At 36.2% G+C, this 22,940-nt stretch carries 20 protein-coding genes and 1 tRNA gene; 4 read left to right on the forward strand and 17 right to left on the reverse strand.

The genetic code is table 11. The features are described from left to right. The 15 genes from NZ923_10415 to NZ923_10485 form a co-directional block, all read right to left on the reverse strand. Nucleotides 1-450 (reverse strand): hypothetical protein (locus NZ923_10415; protein ID MCS7230424.1); only part of this gene is annotated, 450 nt, incomplete at its 3' end. Next, the gene (locus NZ923_10420; GenBank protein ID MCS7230425.1) at nucleotides 434-1,240 is read right to left on the reverse strand and encodes a glycosyltransferase family 2 protein; all 807 of its coding nucleotides are present in this window, start codon (nucleotides 1,238-1,240) and stop codon (nucleotides 434-436) included. The genes NZ923_10420 and NZ923_10415, both read right to left, overlap by 17 nt. A gap of 11 nt (nucleotides 1,241-1,251) precedes the next feature. Then, complete coding sequence (locus NZ923_10425; GenBank protein MCS7230426.1) at nucleotides 1,252-2,337, reverse strand: glycosyltransferase family 4 protein; 1,086 nt, start codon at nucleotides 2,335-2,337, stop codon at nucleotides 1,252-1,254. Then, nucleotides 2,334-3,599, reverse strand: coding sequence for a flippase (locus tag NZ923_10430; protein MCS7230427.1), 1,266 nt, complete (start codon nucleotides 3,597-3,599; stop codon nucleotides 2,334-2,336). Before NZ923_10430 ends, NZ923_10425 begins: the two co-directional genes overlap by 4 nt. 11 nt (nucleotides 3,600-3,610) lie before the next feature. Beyond that, entirely contained in the window at nucleotides 3,611-4,840 is a 1,230-nt protein-coding gene (locus NZ923_10435) for a Wzz/FepE/Etk N-terminal domain-containing protein (protein MCS7230428.1), read from the reverse strand. 76 nt (nucleotides 4,841-4,916) lie between these two features. After that, a tRNA-Leu gene (locus NZ923_10440) sits at nucleotides 4,917-5,000 on the reverse strand. Nucleotides 5,001-5,045: 45 nt separating this feature from the next. Further along, a complete protein-coding gene (locus NZ923_10445; protein MCS7230429.1) occupies nucleotides 5,046-6,257 on the reverse strand; it encodes an MFS transporter in 1,212 nt (403 codons plus the stop codon). Nucleotides 6,258-6,278: 21 nt separating this feature from the next. After that, nucleotides 6,279-6,998, reverse strand: coding sequence for a hypothetical protein (locus NZ923_10450; protein MCS7230430.1), 720 nt, complete (start codon nucleotides 6,996-6,998; stop codon nucleotides 6,279-6,281). A 69-nt stretch (nucleotides 6,999-7,067) separates the two neighbouring features. Next, entirely contained in the window at nucleotides 7,068-8,291 is a 1,224-nt protein-coding gene (locus NZ923_10455; GenBank protein ID MCS7230431.1) for a Glu/Leu/Phe/Val dehydrogenase, read from the reverse strand. A gap of 112 nt (nucleotides 8,292-8,403) precedes the next feature. Further along, a complete protein-coding gene (gene metG, locus NZ923_10460; GenBank protein ID MCS7230432.1) occupies nucleotides 8,404-10,464 on the reverse strand; it encodes a methionine--tRNA ligase in 2,061 nt (686 codons plus the stop codon). Between the two features lie 69 nt (nucleotides 10,465-10,533). Then, complete coding sequence (locus tag NZ923_10465) at nucleotides 10,534-11,592, reverse strand: Signal peptidase-like protein (GenBank protein MCS7230433.1); 1,059 nt, start codon at nucleotides 11,590-11,592, stop codon at nucleotides 10,534-10,536. Continuing rightward, a complete protein-coding gene (gene holB / locus NZ923_10470) occupies nucleotides 11,577-12,743 on the reverse strand; it encodes a DNA polymerase III subunit delta' (protein ID MCS7230434.1) in 1,167 nt (388 codons plus the stop codon). The genes NZ923_10465 and holB overlap by 16 nt, the downstream gene beginning before the upstream one ends. Before the next feature lie 17 nt (nucleotides 12,744-12,760). Beyond that, nucleotides 12,761-14,752: a BamA/TamA family outer membrane protein gene (locus tag NZ923_10475; GenBank protein MCS7230435.1), complete on the reverse strand. Its 1,992-nt coding sequence runs from the start codon at nucleotides 14,750-14,752 to the stop codon at nucleotides 12,761-12,763. A gap of 63 nt (nucleotides 14,753-14,815) precedes the next feature. Beyond that, nucleotides 14,816-15,046, reverse strand: a complete 231-nt coding sequence (locus NZ923_10480; GenBank protein MCS7230436.1) for a DUF2795 domain-containing protein — start codon at nucleotides 15,044-15,046, stop codon at nucleotides 14,816-14,818. Between the two features lie 6 nt (nucleotides 15,047-15,052). Further along, nucleotides 15,053-16,015 carry a peptidoglycan DD-metalloendopeptidase family protein gene (locus tag NZ923_10485; protein ID MCS7230437.1) on the reverse strand — a complete coding sequence of 321 codons (963 nt, stop codon included), beginning with the start codon at nucleotides 16,013-16,015 and terminating at the stop codon, nucleotides 15,053-15,055. A gap of 311 nt (nucleotides 16,016-16,326) precedes the next feature. On the opposite strand from NZ923_10485, the gene NZ923_10490 reads away from it, so the two are divergent. Genes NZ923_10490 through NZ923_10505 form a run of 4 tightly spaced genes read left to right on the forward strand, consistent with a single transcriptional unit; the run spans nucleotide 16,327 to nucleotide 19,907 of the window. Next, nucleotides 16,327-17,130 (forward strand): TRAP transporter TatT component family protein, encoded by an 804-nt coding sequence (locus NZ923_10490; GenBank protein MCS7230438.1) that lies wholly within the window; start codon nucleotides 16,327-16,329, stop codon nucleotides 17,128-17,130. An 18-nt stretch (nucleotides 17,131-17,148) separates the two neighbouring features. Beyond that, on the forward strand, nucleotides 17,149-18,150 hold the full coding sequence (dctP, locus tag NZ923_10495; protein MCS7230439.1) for a TRAP transporter substrate-binding protein DctP: 1,002 nt from the start codon (nucleotides 17,149-17,151) through the stop codon (nucleotides 18,148-18,150). After that, nucleotides 18,150-18,635, forward strand: a complete 486-nt coding sequence (locus NZ923_10500) for a TRAP transporter small permease (protein MCS7230440.1) — start codon at nucleotides 18,150-18,152, stop codon at nucleotides 18,633-18,635. Before dctP ends, NZ923_10500 begins: the two co-directional genes overlap by 1 nt. Nucleotides 18,636-18,641: 6 nt before the next feature. Then, nucleotides 18,642-19,907: a TRAP transporter large permease subunit gene (locus NZ923_10505; GenBank protein MCS7230441.1), complete on the forward strand. Its 1,266-nt coding sequence runs from the start codon at nucleotides 18,642-18,644 to the stop codon at nucleotides 19,905-19,907. 8 nt (nucleotides 19,908-19,915) lie between these two features. On the opposite strand, the gene NZ923_10510 is transcribed toward NZ923_10505, so the two are convergent. Both NZ923_10510 and NZ923_10515 read right to left on the reverse strand, forming a co-directional pair. Next, a complete protein-coding gene (locus tag NZ923_10510; GenBank protein ID MCS7230442.1) occupies nucleotides 19,916-20,731 on the reverse strand; it encodes a cohesin domain-containing protein in 816 nt (271 codons plus the stop codon). Nucleotides 20,732-20,747: 16 nt separating this feature from the next. Next, nucleotides 20,748-22,940: choice-of-anchor D domain-containing protein (locus NZ923_10515; GenBank protein ID MCS7230443.1), on the reverse strand; the 2,193-nt coding region annotated here is incomplete at its 5' end.

The raw sequence follows: 22,940 nt of genomic DNA on the forward strand, positions 1-22,940 counted from the left end.
GGGAATAGATAAAAGGACTACACTATAGCATAAAAATTTTTCATCTACATATCTCATTAAATATCTAAATACCCAAAAAGTTATCCCAGCAATTATAAATGTTGTTAGCTGTCTCAACCAACTAAAAAAGCGAAGAGGTTCACCATTAAATCTAAATAAGTCTATTACAAGCATGATCGTTGAATGAAATAAACCATAAATGAACCATACGGCAAAAAGCATAAAAACAGGAGTTTTGTAAAAACTATCAATTGTAAATATAAAAAATAACAAAGCCAAAACACTCGTAAATGGCATTATTTGAGCTTTAATCGGCAACGGAATAGTTTCATATTGTAACCCCAAAATAAGCAATAGCAAGGCAAACTTGTAAAATGAACCAGAGGTAAAAATTATGAACTCGTGTTTTGTATTCTGCGAATTAAACATCACTTCAAAAACTATTCTCAAGTTTAATTTTTACGCTGATCAAAACTCTTCTAATAAACTTCAGAAGAGAATATACATACAAAAATGGTAAAACAAACTTACTTATTTTTCCCTGCCTTGAAAGTTCAAAATAAGCTCTTAACTCTCCTTTCTCCATTTCCCATAGATTACCCGAAAGCCCACCATAACCAAAAAAAGGTTTAAATACAAACGCAAGAGGTAAATCAATGTAAGCTCCGCGGCAACCTGATAATATCATATTTAACCAAAGATAGGAATCTTCAAAATGTTTAAAAGTAGGCTCAAATCTAAACCCAATATCCCTTTTCAAAATCACCGTGTCCGTGAAAAAATAGCGCTTTAGTAAAATCATCGCTCTTGAAACTTCCCACCACTTAAAATTTTGTAAGTCAAAGTTTAGTCCGTGCTTGTCCCACATCTTCATATCATGCCCTGTAATTGAAAATTCAGGATGTTCTTCCATGAATTTTAGTTGTATTTCTACTTTTTTTGGATGCCATATGTCATCTTGATCAAGAAATGCGACATACGGTTGTGTAGCGTTATCCCAACCAATGTTCCTGGGTAAACTTGGACCACCAGAATTTTCCCCAAGCTCAATCAACTTCATCCAACCTCCGTATTTCTCTTTCAATTTTCGCAGAATCTGAATTGTTTCCTTATCACTGCCATCATCAACAACTATTAGCTCCGCAGGTCTCCAAGATTGCTCATATACGGACAAAATCGCTCTCCCTATCACATCTTTACCATTATAACACGGAATTACAACGCTCAAAGGAGCATACATAGATGACCATCTTAGCCAATTATCTTTTTAATAAATTTATCAAACTCATCAGTATTTTTCTCCCATGAAAATTCCCGAATTGTCCTGTATCCTTCATACGCAAAATTAATTCTTTTCTCCCTATCGTCAATTAATTTCTTAACCGCTTCAGCCAACTCATAAGGATTTGGTGGCGAGCTTGTAACTATCGCATTTTTTTGATTGAAAGCATACTCCAAAACTCCCAAACTATTTGCAGTAACCAAAGCACATCCACAAGCCATCGCTTCAGCTGAAGGCAGAGAAAATCCCTCTGAATAACTTGGACTTAAAAAAATAGCATTTTGATTGTAAAGATTAACCAGATCATTAACTTTAGGATTCCTAATGTAGTTTATCCAATCAGGTAAATTTTTAGGTCGTGGAAATACACCAAACAAGCTAGCTTTTAGATCTGGAATTTCTTCCTTTAAAATTTTCAAAGCCTCTATCCCTTCTTTGCTTCCCTTCCATGATAAAGTGTGGTATAACATAAGAACAGTTTTATCATCTCTATCTTCTGGTTTAACGATGATTCTGAATATGTTAACATCTATCGCGTTTGGCAAGAACAAAGCAACCTCCGATCCAGAAGATTTAACCCTTTCACCTAACCACTTTGAAATGACAACATTATAAAAACCGAAATTGTACGATTCCTTAACTTTTTCATCGCTTACATTCCAATTTTCAAAATGTTGAATAAAATATATAACAGGCTTACTAATTCTTTTGCCCTCCAATAAAATCTTAACTTCGTAAGCAGTTTCAACTGAAGTGACAATTATTAAATCACTATCTAAAATATGTTCGCTTCTCAAGCGCGGGATTGTTTTGTGAATTATTTTTTTGCTTGCGTCTCCAAAATTATACCAACTCCAAGGACGGCGAAAGATTGAAAGAAGAATCTTTAAGGATACTCTAAAAAAGCTTCTCTTAAGATACATCAATCTCTCTGGATAGTAAAAAATAATTTCGTAATTTTTCTGCGCTAATCTTTTCGCATATTCATACATTATTTTGTAACCTCCAATAGGTGCAAACGCTGACCCAGGCAATATAATTGTCAATCTCCTCATAAAATTTTGAATCCCTCTTTAGTTGCAAAATAATATGTTCCAAATAATACAAATAATTCAGAACATAAAGTCGCAATTGCAACACCTATGTGCTTTAAATCCCAAACAAGCACCAATATCAAAAACACATTTATCAAACCTGCGAAAAGAAAAACCAATGTATACTCCTTTGTGCGATTTAAGTTGATCAATATCTGAGTTCCGAAGATATTATTTAAAAAAACCGAAAAAGGTAAAATTGACAAAATTTTGACAATTATGCCCGAACTTGAAAACTCTTCACCCAAAACCAAAACCGCAATTTGTTCTCCAAAAATAAACAAAAAAACCGAAATCGCTAAAAACATAGGAGCGAAAATAAATAGAACTTTTTTCAAAAATTTGAAGCCATCATTTTTTGACTTGGCAAGCAAACCAGCAACATGGGGATAAATGGAGTTTACAATTGGAACAGCAATGTAGTTGAAAGCTTTAATTATTCTATCAGCTCCAGTGTAATAACCAACATATATATTTTCAGAAAATAACCCGAGCAACAAAATGTTAACAGAATTAAATAGTTGGATACTTATCTGCCCCAAAAAAACATAAAAACCATCCTTAAGTTGATCTCGTATTTTATCAAAAGTTGGAATAAACAAACTAACACCAAAATTATGAAAGCACAAGGTTAAAGCAACAATCCCACTTATTACATTTCCAAGAGAATAAAACAATGGAACATATGGATAATCAAAATTATTTTTCACGAAAGCAAAGACCAAGACGACATAAATAAACTTTGATAGAAACGAAAGTATAGCTATATACCGCATTCTCTCAAGCCCTTGAAAAAACCAAAGCGGAAACATTGCTTGCCCGATAACTGAAGGAAACGCTAAAATAAAAATCTCCGAATTCACTCTAAACTTTTCAACTTGTAAAATTAAAACCAACAAAATTAACAAAGATATAAAAACTAAAATCATCTTTATTATCAAAACCGAACTAAATATCTCCTTGAGTTTATCCCTATGAGTTGAATTAATTGCAACTTGTCTGGTCGCAGAAAGGTTGAAACCGTAGTCGGTCAAAATGTTGAAATATATCATTAAAGTTTGTGCAAACATAACCAAACCAAACTTATCAGGTCCCAAAACTCTGGAAAGATATGGTATGGTGACAAGAGGGATGATGTAGTTAACTATTTGGAAAAAAGTTAACGATAAAAAACTCTCAAAAAGCTTTTTGTTGGATGGAATAGATAAAAATATATTAGGCATAAACTTCAAAACTAACGAACGCCGTATATATTTTTAATTACATCGTTTATCTTGGCTAATTTATTGTCCGTTGAAATGGTCTGTCTTTTGTAATCCATCAGATGTAGCAAAAAAGCAACGATTACAAATAAAACCAATGAAGAAGCGAAAACAGATAAAATGATTAGAGTTCTGAAGGGTCTTGCTTTTTTCTCTGGTGGCACAGCGTAATCAAGAACTTGGACAACAGGTATGTTTTTCTGCTCTTCAATTTTTGCTTGCTCATACAAAGGAACAATAAATTCAAGAAGTTTATTTTGAATCTCGTAATCACGATAAAGTCGCAAATACTGTAACCCAAGCTCTGGCATATCTTTAAATGGAACGAACAAACTCATTTCACTTCGCACTCTTTCATTACCTTCCTTCATCTGGTTGAGACGTTTTCTCATTTCCTCTATTTGTATTTTCGCTGTCTTTACCTCTGGTGAATCATCTCCAAGTTGCCTTTGTAAAATACCGAGTTTAACTTCCTCTGCGATGATTTGAGCTTCAAGTTCAGCAGCTGCTTCTACCGCTGCTTTTGCTTGTTCAGGTAAATAATAAATCCCATATTTTTGTTGAAACTTCTTAAGCGTATCCTCAGCTAACTTAAGGTCGGCAAGATTTTGCAAATATCTTCTCTCTATGATGATGCGATTATTTCTTGCTTCCTCGGTATTTAATTTTATGTTTATTTCATTCAAGACCTCAACGAAATAATTTGCCATATCAGCTGCTCTTTTTCTATCCCTATCATAGACATTTATCACAAGAACCCCGTTTTCATCAATTTCAAAATCCGTGTTTTTTCTTAATTCTTTAACAGCTTTTTCCATAGACGAATCATCTATGCCATAAACTTTTATAAGATCAAATTTACTTACGACCTTCTCCATAGCGGTTCTGCTATTGAGTATCGCAAGATATGTGAAAAGCGGGAATTGACTTCCTGACATCCCCCTTAAAAAAGGCGCAAATTCACGAATAGATTGTCCCAATGTCCCAAGACCTCCAAAGATATCACCTTTTCTAGGAGGTATCACCGTTGCAGTAGCTTTATATTGAACTGGTAAAACGAAGGCAACTATAACTGCGATCAATGTGAAAATAATTACATTAACAAGTATAAATTTTCTCCACTTGTAGAGGACATAAAAATAATCCCATAAACTTGCTTCCGCTGGTTTTCCATCCATTCTTTCGTTTTGATTCTCGTTCATCTATCATAGGTTATTTTTAATTTTTTCAAAACTTAAAAAAATAAGCCAAAATAAACAAGTTTAATCCCACTATTTGTGCCCGGGGCGGGATTCGAACCCGCACGGGCTTTCGCCCACTACACCCTGAATGTAGCGCGTCTCCCAGTTCCGCCACCCGGGCAAAATTGGCAATTAAATTTAAAAACTCAAACATAAAATCCAAAACTTATTTCTTGACACCAATTTTAACTACAATGAAAAGAGAAATAAAATTGATCAAAGCACTTAAATAAAATCCAACTCTTAAACCCCAAAAACTGGCTATTAATCCACCAATCCAAGGTCCAACTACATTTGAAAGCGTCGTAAAACTTGAAGCAATTCCCATAACTCCCCCTTGTTTCCCCTCTTCAACATTTCTACTGACAAAAGAATACAAAACTGGTGTCGTCCCACCGAGAAAAAATCCAAATAACGCTCTTGAAATTATCACGAGAATAATTGAATTTGAAATCCCTTGAAGAATAAAAGACAAACCAGTTCCTGAAAAAGAAAGAATCAAGTTTCTTTTATAACCAAAAATGCCATATTTTTTAATGTCTTTATCGTTTTTCCTTCCCCAAAATGGAGCAGATAAAACGGTAAACGCACCTGCAATTGAAAACGAAAATCCAGCTAAAGTTGAGATATGCTTCACATCGCCAGTGATATGTTCAACAAACAAAGCAAAAATCGGCTGGACAATCATAACCGTGGCCTGCGATAAAAATATCAAAATAAGACCTGCGCTTATATTCGCATTTCCAAAAGCGAGCCGATAATTCTCGGAGAGAACTTTTAAATCATTTTTTTCGCTTCTACGATCATTTCTTTTCGTCTCAACAACACCGAAAATCAAAAGAAATCCAGCAAGAAAGCACATCAAACCTGTTAATTGAAAAATATATCTATACCCAACTAAGTCGGCAAGGACTCCGCCAAACAAAGGCCCAAGCAAATGTCCGCTTGAAGTTGCAGTTTGAAGAACCCCAATAGCATAGCCTTTCTTCTCGTATGGAGTTTCGGCGGAAACAAACGCAAGCGTAGATGGAATAAATCCACTTATCGCACCCTGAATCATCCTGAAAATAAAAAGTTGATAGACATTTTGGGATAAACTCGTTAAAATTTGAGCAATTCCAAGCCCAAAGATTGCTCTAACCATTATCAATTTCCTTCCGAATCTATCTCCAAGCGCTCCCCAAAAAGGTGTCACAAAAAACGAGACAATAAATGGAGCTGAAAAAACAATCCCGCTCCATCTCGCAACGCTTACCTCTTCCGTAACCCCAATTTCCTTTATAAAAAATGGGAGAAATGGAACAATCATGCTCATTCCCATCATCGCAATAAACTGAGCTATCCAAACGATGTAAAGATTTCTTCGCCAGATTTCCATCTATCTCAATCCAAAAGCTATCTATTTCAGAATAGAATAACTAAACCCAAAGACGATATGCCACATCTTGATAAAAGTTTCAGCAGTACCACCAAAGATTCCTGCATTTAAAATTTCACCGCTCGTATATTTTAATTCAACGAAGGCATTCACTTTCTTATAAACCTCAAAGTTTAAACCTCCCGAAAGCTGGATTACAAACTCATTTAACTCATATCTCTCAAAAGAAAGTGAATCAATAGTTGTTTCAAAGTGTGGGATTGAAATCCCCGAACCGAATTTTAAAAACATTCCAACTTTCGGATTAAAAGTCGCCTTGTATCCAAAATTCAAAATCAAATAATTTAGTCCGTGCGAAATTGAAAAATTCTGAACTATGTCACCCAACTTTAGAGAAGTGTCAATTGGAACATCCCTGTAAATTCCGTATACCCTGACAATTTGCGAAGGTTTTGAATAAACCTTTGAATGTATGAATTCAAGTTCAGCAAATATCCGTGGATTAATGAATCTCAAATCGTAAGAAGCTCTCATTCCATAATAAAGCGGAAATTCAAAAGATCTATCAGATAATTCAACATCTTCAAATCTCAAAAAGGTTTTGTTTATGTCCTGCGAAATTTTAAGATAAGTTTTTTGCGGGAAATTTTTACCGAGATAAAACGATAAAGTTAAGTTTTGAGCAAGAGAGTTTAGAAAAATGAAAGGTAAGAGAATAAAAGCGATTTTTAGTTTTTGCATTTTCAAAATTCATTTTGGCTGATTTTTTAACGAAAGCGGGGGAAGAAAACTTCCCCCGCTTGCTTTCAATTATGGATAAAGTCCACGAAGTCTAACGGCTTCAGCAACTCTGCTGATCCCAAGCATATAAGCAGCCATCCTCATTGAAACATTTCTCTTCAGATGGATATTAACAACCTCGTCAAAAGCACGTTTCATTATTCTCTCAAGCATGTTATAAATTTGTTCTTCATCCCAGAATAAGTGTTGTTCATCTTGCACCCATTCAAAGTATGAAACAGTAACTCCACCAGCATTGCAAAGTATATCTGGGATTACAAACACACCTTTACTTTCAAGAATCGCATCTCCTTCTGGAGTTGTTGGTCCGTTCGCAGCTTCTGCGACGATTTTAGCATTGATCCTTCCGGCATTGCCCTCATGAATTGCATTTTCAAGTGCAGCTGGAACGAGAATATCACACTTCAAAGCTAAGAGCTCATCTGCACTTATTGGTTCTGCGCCTGGGAAACCAACAACGCTACCGGTTTTGTTCTTATACTCAATTAATTTCATCACATCAAGACCTTTGTCATTATAAACTCCGCCTTTTGAATCATTCACAGCTATAACTTTAGCGCCGGCTTTTTCAAATAACATCGCTGCGACAGAGCCAGCGTTTCCAAAACCTTGCACGACAACGGTTGAATTTTCAAGCTTCATACCGAGATGTTCAACCGCTTTTTGAGTTGTGTAAAACACTCCACGCCCTGTTGCTTGATCACGACCAAGAGAACCGCCAAGTTGCACTGGTTTTCCTGTGACAACACCAGGAACCGCATAACCTTTCATCATGCTGTAAGTGTCCATTATCCACGCCATCACTTGTGGATTAGTATAGACATCCGGCGCTGGAATATCTTTTTCTGGACCAATCAATGGTAAAATTTCCGCTGTATATCTTCTCGTTAATCTTTCAAGTTCCCCAATTGACATCTCTTTTGGATTACAAACAACCCCACCTTTACCCCCACCAAATGGGATATTAACAATGGCGCATTTCCAAGTCATCCAGAACGCAAGAGCCTTAACCTCATCAAGAGTAACGCTTGGATGATACCTTATTCCGCCCTTTGCTGGACCTCGCGCTGTGCTATATTGAACACGATACCCTTCAAAATGTTGAACCCTACCGTTATCCATACGAACTGGGAAATTAACAATTAAAATTCTCTCGGGATACTTGATGTGCTCGCGAATATCCCACTCAAGTTCTAAAAGATCAGCAGCTTTGTCAAATGTCTCAAGAGCCATGTCATAAATTGATCTTGCCCCGTCCTTAAGTGCTTTTTCTTTTTCGCTTATCATGGCTTCTGCTCCTTTTTATTTTTATTTTATTGAAAATCCCGAACTCTTGGTTCGGGATTTATCTTACTTGGCTTCCGCTTTCAATTTCATCAAGTGTTGTTATGATTGTTAACTTTTCATCCTTAACAGCTGCAAGGAGCATACCTTGGGATTCAATTCCCATTAATTTAGCTGGTTTTAGGTTTGCAACCACAACAACTTTTTTGCCAATGAGTTCTTCCGGCTTATAATGTTTACCAATACCAGCAACAATTTGTCTTTCCTCGCGCCCGATCTTAACTTTTAATTTCAAGAGCTTTTCTGAATTTTGAATCTTTTCACATTCAATAATTTCGGCGACACGAAGATCAATTTTCTCAAAATCTTCAATTGAAACTTGAGGTTTGAATTCAATCCTTTCTTCAACGAGTTCGCCAGCTGCAACTTTCAATTTTCTTATCTCTTCCTCAATTTCGGCATCCTCAATCTTTCTAAATAAAATTCTCGGCTCACCAAGTTCATGTCCTGCTTCAAGCATTAGTTCACCAGCGCTGTCCCAACCAACCTTCACAATATCATCTTTCAAATTCAACATATCCCATATCTTTCGTGATGAAAAAGGCAAAACAGGTTCAAATAAAATGGCAAGTGATCTAACAACTTGAAGACAAAGATTTACTGAAGTTGAAGCACGGTTTGGGTTTTCTTTTATTGTCCTCCACGGCTCTGTATCGTTAAAGTATTTATTAGCAAACCTTGCGAGATTCATAGTTTCAAAAACTCCATCTCTTATTCTAAAATTCTCATAGTTTTCCGCTATCTTATTTGTGTACTCTTTCAGCTTCGCTATCAATTCCTTGTCTATCTCTTCAAGTTCAAATCTTTCGGGGACGCGATTTCTAAAATTCTTTTTAACAAATGTTAAAGTTCTGTTAACAAAGTTACCAAGTATATCCGCAAGTTCGTTGTTGTTTCTTGCTTGAAAATCCTTCCATGAAAAATCAGTGTCTTTCGTTTCCGGCAAAATGCTCGCAAGGGCGTAACGCAATGGATCTGGTTCAAACTTTTCAAGATATTCGTTTAACCATACGGCGTAATTTCTACTGGTTGATAGTTTCTTGCCTTCCAAGTTTAAAAATTCATTTGCGGGGACATTATCAGGTAGAACATAAATCTCATCGTTTCTTCCTTCGTTCCAAGCCATGAGCATCGCTGGGAAAACAATGCAGTGAAATACAATGTTATCTTTTCCAATGAAATGAATTAACCTTGTGTCTTGATTTTGCCAATAATCACGCCATTTTTCTGGTTGCCCGATTTTTTGCGCCCATTCCTTCGTAGCTGAAATATATCCAAGCAAAGCATCAAACCATACATAAATTACCTTTCCTTCAACACCTTGAATTGGAACTTTGACCCCCCAATGTAAATCCCTTGTCACAGCTCTATCTTGTAATCCTTCCTTGAACCATGAATAGACATACTGCTTTACATTCTCCTTCCAATCAGTTTTGGCGCTTATCCATTCCTCAAGTCGTTTTTGGAAATCACCCAATGGCAGATACCAATGCGATGTATCTCTAATTACTGGAGTTGAACCGCAGATCTTACATTTCGGCTCAATTAGATCGGTTTGTTCAAGCCAGCTTCCACATTTTTCACATTGATCACCTCTTGCTCCAGATGAACCACACACGGGACAAATCCCCTCAACATATCTATCTGCAAGGAACATCCTATCTTTTTCACAATAGAGCTGTTTTGTGGTTTTCTCTTTTAAAATCCCCTTCTTGTAAAGTTCAAGGAAAAATTCTTGTGCCGTTTTATGATGGATTTGAAGCGAAGTCCGCGAGTAATTATCAAAACTCATTCCAAACCTTTCAAAACTTTCCTTGTTCATGTAGTGATACTTATCAACCACTTGCTGTGGAGTGATGCCCTCCTTCTCAGCGGTGATAGTTATGGGAACCCCATGCTCATCTGAACCGCAAATGTAAATAACATCTCTTCCTTTCAATCTTTGATAACGGACATATATATCTGCGGGAAGATATGCGCCAGCAAGATGCCCAAGGTGGATCGGTCCATTCGCGTAAGGAAGTGCAGCAGTTACAAGAATTCTTTTGAAATTTTTGTTCAAGTTAGCAATGATCTTTGTTGTCGGATTTTAAGAAGTTCGTTAAGAATTTAATAAAACAAAAGAACTAAATCAACTGAACCCATTTGAGAAAATTTCCTTGTTCTTTTCAAATGCCTCAGGGGGAACGAATTTTCTAATTTCATCAAGCGTATATCTTTCCCAAATGTCATTGCCATAATGCACATAAATAAAGTTTTTGAATATATCAAATTTTACAATTTTTCCGATTCCCTTTTCGGTTTGTATCTCATAATCAATCGGCGGGAAATTCTTCAATGCCTCAAGGTATGTTCCAATTTCAAATAAAAGACAACATTTCAATCTCCCGCACTGTCCTGATAGCTTTATCGGATTCAAAGGTAAGTTTTGAAATCTCGCGTGAACGAGTGTGACCTTGCTGAATTTTTCAAGCCATGTGTTGCAACACAAAGCTCGCCCACAACTGCCGATTCCACCGATTTTCCTTGCTTCATCTCTCACGCCGATTTGCCAAAGTTCAATTCTCGTTTTGAAGATCTTTGCAAGATCACGAACAAAAGCACGGAAATCAACTCTACCACTTGCAGTGAAGTAAAATGTAAGACGATTTCTATCAAATTGATATTCAACATCAATTAGCTTCATATCAAGATTGAAAAGTTTCACTCTTTCCTTGAAGATGTAATATGCCTTGACCTCATCTTCTCTATTTTTCTTTAGCTTATTCAAATCATCTTCATTTGCAACCCTTATAACTTTCTTCATTGCTTGACCAACGATGCCTAAAAAGTTTCTTTTGTTATGAACCTTCTCGCCAACGAGATGCACCCTTCCAAGGTCAATTCCACGAATTGCTTCAACGAGGACATAATCTCCAGGCTTAAGATCAAGATCTTGATCATTTATAAAGAAGTCCCGACGCATGCTTTTAAATTCAACTTCAACAAGATTTAAGGTATGTTCAATTTTAGCAAGCTCCGGATCAAAAGGCTTTTTAAAGCAGGATTCACAAGGAAGTTTTGCTTCTTCTACCTCAAGACCTTCTGATTCAATTCCCGCTATAAATGTTTTATCTAACTGCTCCCAACCACTTCCGAATGATTCCCAGCTTTCATCAAGCCAAAAAGGTGAATCTATTTGCCTGTCCATTGCAATATGCCTGTTTGTTTTGTTTTTAGATAAGCTTTGTTCATCAATTCAGAAAGTTCAATTGAAAGATTTATCAAAACTAAGTTCAACTGGACATTTCTCTCAACTTGCGTAATGGCTTTTTCAACAAGAGAAATTGCCCTGTCATATTCAAACTCACCATAGTTAGCAACAAATTTCTTCAATCGCTCGAGCATATCAACATTTATAACTTTGTCCTCCAAACCAACTTTTATCATAAGCGCATCTCTGAACCATGTGAGAATTATATTAAGAAAATTCTCTATCTCACTTCTTTCGTAATCAGTCACGATTTTTTCAATTTCAATCAATAACTTAACGACTCTACCTGAAGCAATAGTTGCAAGGAAATCAATCGGTTTGATTCTTTTATCTTTTACTGTGACATCAAGAAGTTCAAGCGCTTTCCCAAAACTTCCATTCGCAAGCCGTGCAATAAGTCGTGCCCTTGCTTCACTTACATCATATCTTTCAATAAGCGCTCTAGCTATCTCGTCATCTGAAAGATAAGAAAATCTAACAAGTTGACATCTTGATATAATTGTTGGAAGGAGTTTATCTTTGTTAGCAGTGGTCAAAATTATCACTGTCTTTGGCGTTGGTTCTTCAAGTGTTTTAAGAAATGCGTTCGCCGCTTGTTCCGTCATCGCATCCGCATCGGATACTATTATCACTCTCCAACCGGGAATAAATGTACTGTGCGATACCTCCATTTTGATTTCCCGGATACTATTAATCTTAATGTTGTTTGCTCGCGGGATTGTGATTTTATGATAGGGATTTTGAGATTTAAGCTTTACTTGTTCCTGTATAATTTTTATCTCTGATTCATCAAGCTTTTCAAGTGGCGAGTCATCCTTCGTCTCGTTCCTACCGAGAGGCAATTTAAAGATGAACTTAACATTTGGATGTGAAAATTCAGAAATCCCTTTGCATGTTTTACACTCATCGCACGCCTCACCTTTTCTTCTCTCGCAATTCAATGCTTTAGCAAACTCAATTGCCATCGCATCTTTCCCAACACCCTCTGGTCCATAGAACAGATAAGCTTGCGATACTTTTTCGTTTAAAATCGCATTTATCAAGATCTGCTTTACCTTATCCTGACCTATTACATTTGACCAAGCCATCAGGTTCTTAAGTTTTCTTAGAAAGTTTGTCCTACTCCGATATGAAAGACCATCTCTTTTAGAATTTGCTTCGCAGTTTTATTAAAAATTAACTTCGTGTAAGAGCCGGGATCATAAATTTTAAAACCAAAATCAAGCCGGAAGCCACCGAAAAATGTTAAGTATCTAAAGCCAAATCCAGCAGCAACCGCAAACTGATTCAATTTAACATATTTCAAATCATCCCACAAATTCCCCAAATCAACAAAAAATACCGTCCCAAAATTTTTCCAAAATATAATTCTATTTTCAAAATTCCCTTCTATCAAAACATTTCCACCGAGTGAAGGTTCAGGCACAGTCCCAAGTTCTCTTACTCGCCAACCGCGAACGCTTGCACTTCCACCAGCAAAAAACCTTCTATTTATCGGTATAGGTTGCAACTCAAACTTTCTCTCTGATTTAATGAAAAATTCGTTCGCAATACCTAACTTAAATTTAAACGCAAAAACAGAATTATTCAAGCTGAAAAATCTTCTGTAAAGCCAACCAAATTTATAATACTGGGAAAAAGGCAAAACTTTTATCCCCATCATACCCAAAAAATACGGAACTATTCCCCCCTCTTCAACAGAGATCAAATGAGCATACCCCGAGCGCGGATAGATCAAATCGTCTGTCCTATCAATTTGAAAAGTTAAAGTCAAAATTGAGTTAAGCTGTCTTTGATAAAGTTTTTCAAGCAACGGATCAACCGCTTTTTGAAATCTTATATCAATCCCCTCAATATCCCAATCAAAGAAACCAGAATATTCGTCACTCGGTTTATAAATGAACCTTACCCTATTTCTTGCTATGTTCAAAGTGTAATTTTTTTGCTTATCTATCATTAAAGACAAGCTGAACTCGCTTGGAATTCTTCGCCCAAGCAGATACGGTTGATTTAGCTTCAAGTTCGTCTCAATCAACCCTGCGCTTATCGTATCCGTAAGAGTTGGCAAGTTTTTCAAATTTAAACTTTGAATTTGAAATCTCAGGCTTGCCGAAAAATTTCTTCCACCACCGAGAAAATTTCTATTTTGATAATCAAGAGAAACACCGACATTGAAAGCATTTCTTTCATCGCTGAAATAAATTGACGGAGAAATATCTTGCTTATTTCTCGTGACAACTGAAACATTTATGTCTGCAAAATTTATCGTATCTTTTTCCTCCATTTGCCCAACGCCAATTCTAACTATTTCAAACAAACCAATTTGTGCTAAATTTGATTCACTTCTCAAAATCAAACTTTGATTATACAATTCACCACTCTTAAATTCAAGTTCACGCGTTATCAATTCTTCCGAAATTTTCATCCTCCCCGGCTCTTCAAAGAAAATTTTTATATCTCTTATTATAAATCTCCCATCTGGATTAAACGGAACGAAAACAGAAACGACTTTTCTTAATGAATCAACAAAAACGCGGACTTTCGCCCTATCAACATATGCCTTTGGATAACCATTGTCGTATAACAAATTTAAAATTCTCTGAATCTCGGCTTCAACATCAATTCTTCTATATCTTTTCCCAAGTTTAAGGACGGAGAAATCAAACAAAATTGCTTTCAAAGATTCGGGAACTTCATCAAAACCTGTGAATTCAATTTTATCAATTAGATAAGGTTGTCCCTCTTGAATTAGAAATGTTAAATTTGCGGTTTTATCCTCGTGGTTGTAATCAATCAATGTGTCTATCTTTACATCAAAAAAGCCGTTGTCAAGATAATAATTCCGAAGGTTTATGATATCGTTTATCAACTTAATTCTTTCAAGATACTGTGGTTTGTCCCCGAGGCGTTCATTTATCTTGTAAAGAATTTGCCAAAATTTAGAAGGGCTTTGTCTTGATACGATAACGGAATATAGTTCTCGTTGAGTGAGAGTTTTATTCCCTTGGAAACTGATCTTTTTCAATTCAAAATCTTGTCCGTATACTTCAGAGATCGTGCCCAAGCAAATTAAAAGAACAAAGATTAAGTTTCTCATCTCCGTTTTACTTAATTACAAATAACGAAATCCCGCCCATTAGGGCGGGATGGTTGATTATCATCAATATTCATCTTCCTCACCATAAAGGTAATCATCTTCATCTTCAGGGGAATAATCTGGCCAAATATCTTCAATCCCATTATATTCCTCATCGGAATCTTCAAGTTCTTCAAGATTTTGAATTACTTCAGGTGGAGCTCCGATTCTTTTGGCATATTCAATAAGTTCCTGCTTTGTCGCCGGCCATGGTGCACCTTCAAGATAACGAATTAACTCAGGTGTCCACAACATATTATGTCAGCCTCCGTTATTTTTGTTGTTTAACTCCTGAACAAGCTCTTTATATCTTGATGGATCAACTTCTTCAAAGAAGTAATTTAATGGATTCTGTGGAATACCATCTTTCCACACTTCATAATGCAAATGCGGTGCTGTCACTAGACCAGTTGCACCACTTAGCCCAATTTTATCTCCACGTTTGACCTTTTGTCCCTCTCTCACCAATGCTTTTGAAAGATGCGCATAAATAGTTACATAACCAAAACCATGGTTAATTTCTACAAGAAGTCCGTATCTACCTCTATATCCAACATAACTTACAATTCCATCGCCAGTTGCATAAACAGGGGTCCCAACATCAACGACAAGGTCTACTCCCTCGTGCATCGCCCAAATTCCAAGTATCGGATGACGCCTATATCCAAATTTTGACGCTAAACCACCTTTTAAAGGCAAAATCGCAGGTATGTGTCTAAACTTCTCCTGGTTGAGCTTATATTGTTTGTAAATTTCTTCATAACTTTTCTGTTGTAATCTAACTTCCCTTTCAAGTTTATTAAGCTTCGCAAATGATTCAGCGAGTAATTTTTCAACTTCTTCGTCAGAAAAATTGAATTCGTACTTTTCTTCAACTCCACCGACAGCGACCTTCTTAATATCTTCGTCAATTGGTTTCAAATCCACCGCAAGTCGTAATTCCCTGTCTTGCTCAAGCAACTTCGCTACTATGTTCTCAATTCGTTGAAATTTCTCCTTTAAAATTCTTAACTGTTCTTTTAAAAGATTATTTTCCCGCTGTAATTTCTCTGCCCTTGCCTTTCCAAAGCCGAGAATATCACCTGTGAAATAGTTTAAAACGAAAAGAAACCCTAAACTGAAAACAATGATAAGAAAAATCAGCAATAAAAATTTAAGCTGAATGTTTCTAACCTCGCTTAAACTCAGGTTCTCTGTGTCAATATAGAAAACCTTCCTTCCCATAGGTTCTCCTGTTTATTTTTATATTTCTGAATTGAAGATAATGAATTTAAATCAATTTGTCAAGATGTCGGATTAAGTGCAACCTGCAATGGGTCGCATTAAACCTGTCCAATTGAAAAATTTTTAATCCCAAATCCAATATCAGAGTTAAAATTCAACGCCCTTAGAATGAATCTCTCAACTTTGTTTTTAAAATTTCGCTTGCTTAAATTTTTGAAGAATTAAACAAAAATGAAGTTTCTATGCGACTATTTAATCTCAAAATAGTGTTAATTTTTGCGCTTTTTCTGCAAGCTTGCAGTGTCCAAAAAATGGCAATAAGATACGCTGGCGGAATCTTTGACGCCGGAGTAAAAGCGATATTTAGCGAAACCGATTATGAAATCGCAAAATCAAGCATCCCAGCAAATTTAAAACTTCTTGAGGCACTTTACAATGTTGATTCCCTCAACGAGAAAACCGTCACATTTTTAGTTCAAGGATATACTGGATACGCTTTAGGTTTTGTTGAAGATGATGATCCTCAAAGGGCGAAACTTCTTTACAAAAGAGCTTTTGACTACGGGATGAAATTTTTAAAGTCAAAAAACAAAAAATTTGCTGAATCCGTTGATGGAGATTTTGAAAAATTTGAGAAAGTTTTAAAATCTGATTTCAAGCGAAAAGATGTACCGATTTTATTTTGGACTGCGATGGCTTGGGGAAGCTATGTCAACCTAAGTAGAGATGATCCAGATGCGATAGCGCAAATTCCAAAAATAGAAGCGATGGTCAAACGCACTATTGAACTTGATGAAACTTATTTCTATAGCTCTGGAAATATGTTTCTCGGCGTTTTGCTTTCAGCTAGACCAAAGCTGTTTGGAGGAGATCCAGAAAAAGGGAAAGAACATTTTGAAAAATGTATACAAATTTCCGGAGGGAAATTTCTACTTCCATATGTTTTCTACGCAAGATATTACGCTGTTCAAACGCAGGATAGAGAACTTTTTGAAAAGCTACTAAATTATGTTCTTGAATCACCACCAGAGCTTCTAAAAGATGCTGAACTACTTAACATAATTGCCAAGAAAAAAGCCGAAAAATTTAAAAACATAGGCGACGAATTATTTTAAACAAAAAGAAAAACAACGATGAAGAAAATTTTTCTCTTTCTTTTGCTTTTAAATTTTGCAATAGCACAGGAATATCTTATAAAAGTTGCGACAATCGCTCCCGAGGGAAGCACTTGGATAAATGTCTTGCGAGAATATGACGCTCAAATAAGAAAAGAAAGCAACGGAAGAATCGGATTTAAGATCTATGCTGGAGGTGTCGCTGGAGATGAAATTGATGTCCTGAAAAAAATTCGCATAGGTCAATATCACGCTGGCGGATTTACAGGAGTTGGAATTGGACAGATAGCGCCGAATTTAAGAGTGCTTGATTCCCCATTTCTCTTCAAAACTTATGATGAAGTTGATTATATCTATCAAAAATTTAACGATGAATTTGAAAAAGAAATTGAGAAAGGCGGTTTCGTCTTGCTTGGATGGGCTGAAGTTGGATTTGTTTACACATTTACGAAAACCCCAGTTTATGGAATTGAAGACCTAAAGAAGCTAAGAATGTGGGCTTGGCAAGGTGATCCAATTGCAGAAGTAGCATATAAAGTCATTGGAATTACACCAGTTCCACTTTCTGTGACGGAAGTTTTAACATCTTTACAAACTGGATTGATAGATGGCGTCTATGGTTCTCCCTTGGCAGTGCTTGCAACACAATGGTTCACAAAAGTTAAATACATGCATAATGTCCCTCTCAGCGATGCGTCAGGGGCGTTGTTGATCTCTAAAAAATACTTTGATTCACTCCCCAAAGACCTGCAAGATATACTAATACGAAACGGAAAAAAGTACATGCGAAGACTCGTTGAATTGAGCAGGAAAGATAACGAAAAAGCGGTTGAGACATTGAAGAAAAACGGAATAATCATCACAAACCCTCCCTCTAAAAAGCTCCTTGAAGAATATGACGAAATCGGTAGGAAGGCAAGACGAATGCTTGTGGGGAAATTGTTCACCGAAGAATGGCTTAACAAAATTGAAAAAGCTCTTGAAGAATATCGCAAGTTAAATCAAAAAGCATCAAACTGATGAAATTTCTAAACTTAATAGATGATATTCTTGCGAAAATTGAAACCGCGCTTTTAATTTTTTTGCTTTCGCTTATGGTGATAGTTGGATTTGCTCAAGTTTTGTTGAGAAATTTATTTGAAACTGGGCTTCCTTGGGCTGATCCGATGCTAAGATATACAGTTCTATGGCTTGCGTTCTTAGGCGCATCGCTTGCAACACGAGAGAATAAACATATAAACATTGATGTCTTAACACGATATCTTTCACCGAAACTTAAAAAACTAATTTCAATAATTACAAACATCTTTGCTCTTTCCGTCTGCCTGATTTTGCTTAAATCGTCAATTGATTTCATTAAAATGGAAATTGAATTCCCGAGGGAAATTTTCCTTGGTATTCAGAATTGGATACTTGAGATGATAATTCCGATTGGCTTTTCGTTAATAAGTTTACGATTCACCATAAACATTCTCAAAATCATTTTCATCAAAAACATTTTTTAAGGCAGGATGTTAAATTTTCTTTTGATACTTTTATTCATCCTTTTCGCTCTTTTCAGAACTCCGCTTTTTGCCGTTATATCAGCGATTGCAATTTTAGCTTTCGTCTCCGCACAAACGGACTTATCAGCGATAATAATTGAAATGCTTCGTCTCGCAAATACTTCAACTCTAATTGCTATTCCCTTATTTACATTTGCTGGATATATACTTGCAGAAAGCAACACTCCGAGACGACTCGTGAACTTAACGAACGCACTTTTTGGATGGATGCCTGGTGGACTTGCTATAGTTGTTCTTGTATCATGTGCGATTTTTACAGCTTTTACAGGTGCCTCTGGGATTACAATCGTTGCACTTGGCGGGCTCGTCTTTCCAGCACTTATCAAAGGAAACTACTCAGAGAAATTTTCATTAGGTCTTGTAACGACATCTGGAAGCTTAGGTCTTCTTTTCCCACCGAGCTTGCCGTTAATTCTATATGCGTTTGTTGCACAAGTTGACATAGATAAACTTTTCATTGCTGGAATTGCCCCTGGAATTTTACTTATCCTTCTTCTGTCAATATATAGCACTTTGAAGAATTACAAGGTCGTCCAAACACAAAAATTTTCCCTTCAAAACCTATGGCGCGCGACAATTGACGCAATATGGGAAATACCATTGCCATTTCTGATAATTGGTGGGATCTACGCTGGGCTTTTTACAGTGATAGAAGCATCAGCTATAACCGCAGTTTATGTCTTCATAGTTGAATTCTTCATCTATAGAGATTTGAATCTTAAAAAAGACCTCCCGAGAATTATGAAGGAAAGCATGATGCTCGTTGGTGGGATCTTGATAATTTTAGCTTCTGCGCTCGGTCTGACAAGCTACTTAATTGACGCACAGATACCGATGAGAATTTTTGAACTCATACAAACATACATCACAAGCAAATACACATTCCTTCTTCTTCTGAATCTTTTTCTTCTCATTGTTGGAATGTTGATGGATATTTTCTCCGCAATAATAGTCGTTGTTCCAATTATCACACCGATCGCTTTGGAGTTTGGAGTTGATCCCATTCATTTAGGAATAATTTTTCTTACAAACCTTGAGATAGGTTATCTTACTCCGCCCGTTGGATTAAATCTTTTTATTTCAAGTTTCAGATTTGAAAAACCGATTGTCAAAATTTACCTTTCAACCTTGCCATTTATCCTGATACTATTCATCGCACTTCTTTTAATTACATATATCCCAGAAATTTCTCTGTTCTTGGTGCGAAAATAAATTCTCTTTCACCTAACCTCAACAATTGCGGATGGTGTTGGATTTACATTTATCTTGTTTCCATTCTCATCAAGCAGTTCAATATCTCTTAATTCAAGATAGCTCCTGACAGCATTAACTCTAAATTTTAACTTGACTATATCCCCACTTCCACTTAAAGAAGTTAAAGCAGAACCAGTAGCGAGAACCCCTGTGGTCACCTCAACATATCCTTTGTTGTTTGCTTCATCAATTGTTTTTTGAAGATTAAAATCAGGTAATATTATCTGCTCAAGTCCGCTTTGCCTGACGAAATCACCTTTTTCAAGCCCAGTGAAAACAAGAGCACTTTTATCAAAATAAACTTTAAAACTTCCACTCTTAAATTTATTAACATCTTCTACCCACACTTGAACTGTGATCTCTTGACCTGTTGAGCTGGCAACATTTCTCAACTTATAAAATTTTAAAGTCGGACCTCTAACCCCATCAACTTTAAATTTCCTTGTAGATTTTCTAATCTCACTTTGTCCTTTATACCTAACTTCAATTTCAAATGTATAATCTACATCATCTAAATAATCAAATGTAGCACCTGTTATATTGGTCCAATTTGACCAGTCGGAGTAATTTACCAATCTAAACCTAAATTCATTTGCCTCAGGTCTATTCCCGTTCCAGTTTATAGTGACGCTTGTTGAATTTATCACCTCACCTTCCTGCGGATTCGTAATTTCAACAGATGGCGGAGAATAGAACTTGCTTTCGGGATCAAGTGGATTATCAAATTGCCTTACACACGATGAAAAGAAAAGGATCAAAAGAAAGAAAAATTTTTGTTTCATCATAATTGATTGCATTTTACTTTACCAAGACCATTTTTCTTGTTTTGACGAATTTATCTCCATATTGATTACTTGCAACTATCCTATAGAAATAAACCCCACTTGGCAAGTCATTAGCATCAAACCTAATCAAATGTCTCCCCGCCTGAAGTTCGCCTTCAAAAACAACCTTAACCAACCTACCAACAACATCATAAACTAAAATTTTAACATAACTTTCCCTCGGCAAATCAAACTTTATATGTGTTGCAGGATTAAATGGATTCGGATAATTCTGATACAACTCAAAATACTTCGGCAAATCTACGAACCTGTAAACATATTCCTTCTCATAACAAACTTTTCCACTTTCAAGTGAACTCTCATCGTAAGCAAAAAACTTAACAACTAAACTATCATCATCCCCATATCCACCAGCTACAATTCTAAACAATCCCTCCCCATTCTCAACTATCCCTCCACTCTTGGAATAATCAAAGTAAATCACTCTACTTAAACTATCTCTATAAACAAGATTTATACCTTCCCTTAAAGCTACGAAACTATCCACCCTAACATCACCATAATGAACCTCAACCCCATAAGAAATAAATTCACCATGAACCTCAGGTCTAAAAATCAATTTTCCATCTAAATTTTCTATCTCTTCCCTCAAAACATAACTATCATATCTTACAACCTTCGGCAAGCCACGAATATGTGAATAATCCCATATCCTCGTAAATGTGAAAACATCATTCACATCCAACTTCCCATCGCCAACAACCACAACAAAAGGAAAAACACCACTATACGGATATATATCCGCCTCCGAATAATTTCTATCAGTCCAAGACTTAACATATCTCCCAAGATCAAACGCATCTACTTTGTTATCACCATTATAATCGCACAAACCACTCACCTTACCCTGATATACTGAACTAACAGTATATTGACCATGCTCATCCTCAACCTTAACCCAAAATCTATATCTAACTGATGTCTTTAATCCAGAAATCAACGCACTATCAACCGAAGTCCTAACATATTGCCTTGTTATGTCAAATGTATCAGTTTCTGAAAAATAAACATCATAATGAAACCTGCTTATATCAACTGCTCTATCCCAGTAGAGAACAACTTTATTTGGGCTTGAGAGATTTCTATGCGTTCTTATACCCAAAAATCTCGGCGCAAGATTGTCAACCCCGACACTGTCTATGTAAACAAAATACTCAAATCCACCAGCATTAAACTTCGCTCTAACTCTGACAAATCCCTCAAATGAAGGTAAATCTCTCTTGCTTTCCCAATATATCGTATCCACTGAATTATCCCCGATACCACTTAATCTACCTCTTATATTTGAACTACTTATCCAACTTCTACCACCATCTGTTGAATACTCAAATGAAGTAATGTTGAACGATGAAGCACCTCCAACTCTGTAAACTAACTTTACAATGTTTGATTGAACAGGTTTATGGCGATTCAAAATAGTAAAAATACCAACACCACTTAAATATACTCTGAATGTGTCATTCCAAGCATTGCTTAATATTCTTACCTCTCTCTTATGCTCACCTGATGTATCTGGCTTAAAGCGAAAGCTCAAACTCACACTATCTCCAGGTCTTATCACAACAGGAACGGAACCCACATAATAAAACGGTCTCTCAACCAAAATTGAAGATATCCTCACCGTGTCCATCTCTCCACGATTGTATATCCAAAATATCCTCGTCAATGAATCCAAAACAACAACATTACCAAACTTCAATGTATCCACCGATGACGCAACATATGGTGGTCTTACTCCCCTCCCTGTCAACACTACACTTAACACCGAATCAACCACTGAATTACTCACTATCCTTATCGTATCAACATATACCCTTGACTCAATAGGACTAAAACTAAACACAAGATTTGCTGAACCGTTCGGCGCTACTACCAACGGCAATGTGCCTATGTATCTAAATACTTGATTGTTTATTTTTATATCTGATATCGTCAAATTTGAAACACCCCTGTTGTTTACCACTATCGTGTCATACACCGTTCTACCTATATACTTGTTCCCAAAACTTATGTTTGTTTTATTAACTTGAATAAATGGCATAATAATTCCTCCTTCACGATACACAGCAAGACCTCCACCATTTGTCCCAATCCACTTGTTCCCCTGGCCATCTATGGTGATTGACCAAACATAATTACTTGGCAA

It is taken from the genome of Candidatus Kryptonium sp. (genome assembly GCA_025060635.1).
GTDB lineage: Bacteria > Bacteroidota > Ignavibacteria > Kryptoniales > Kryptoniaceae > Kryptonium.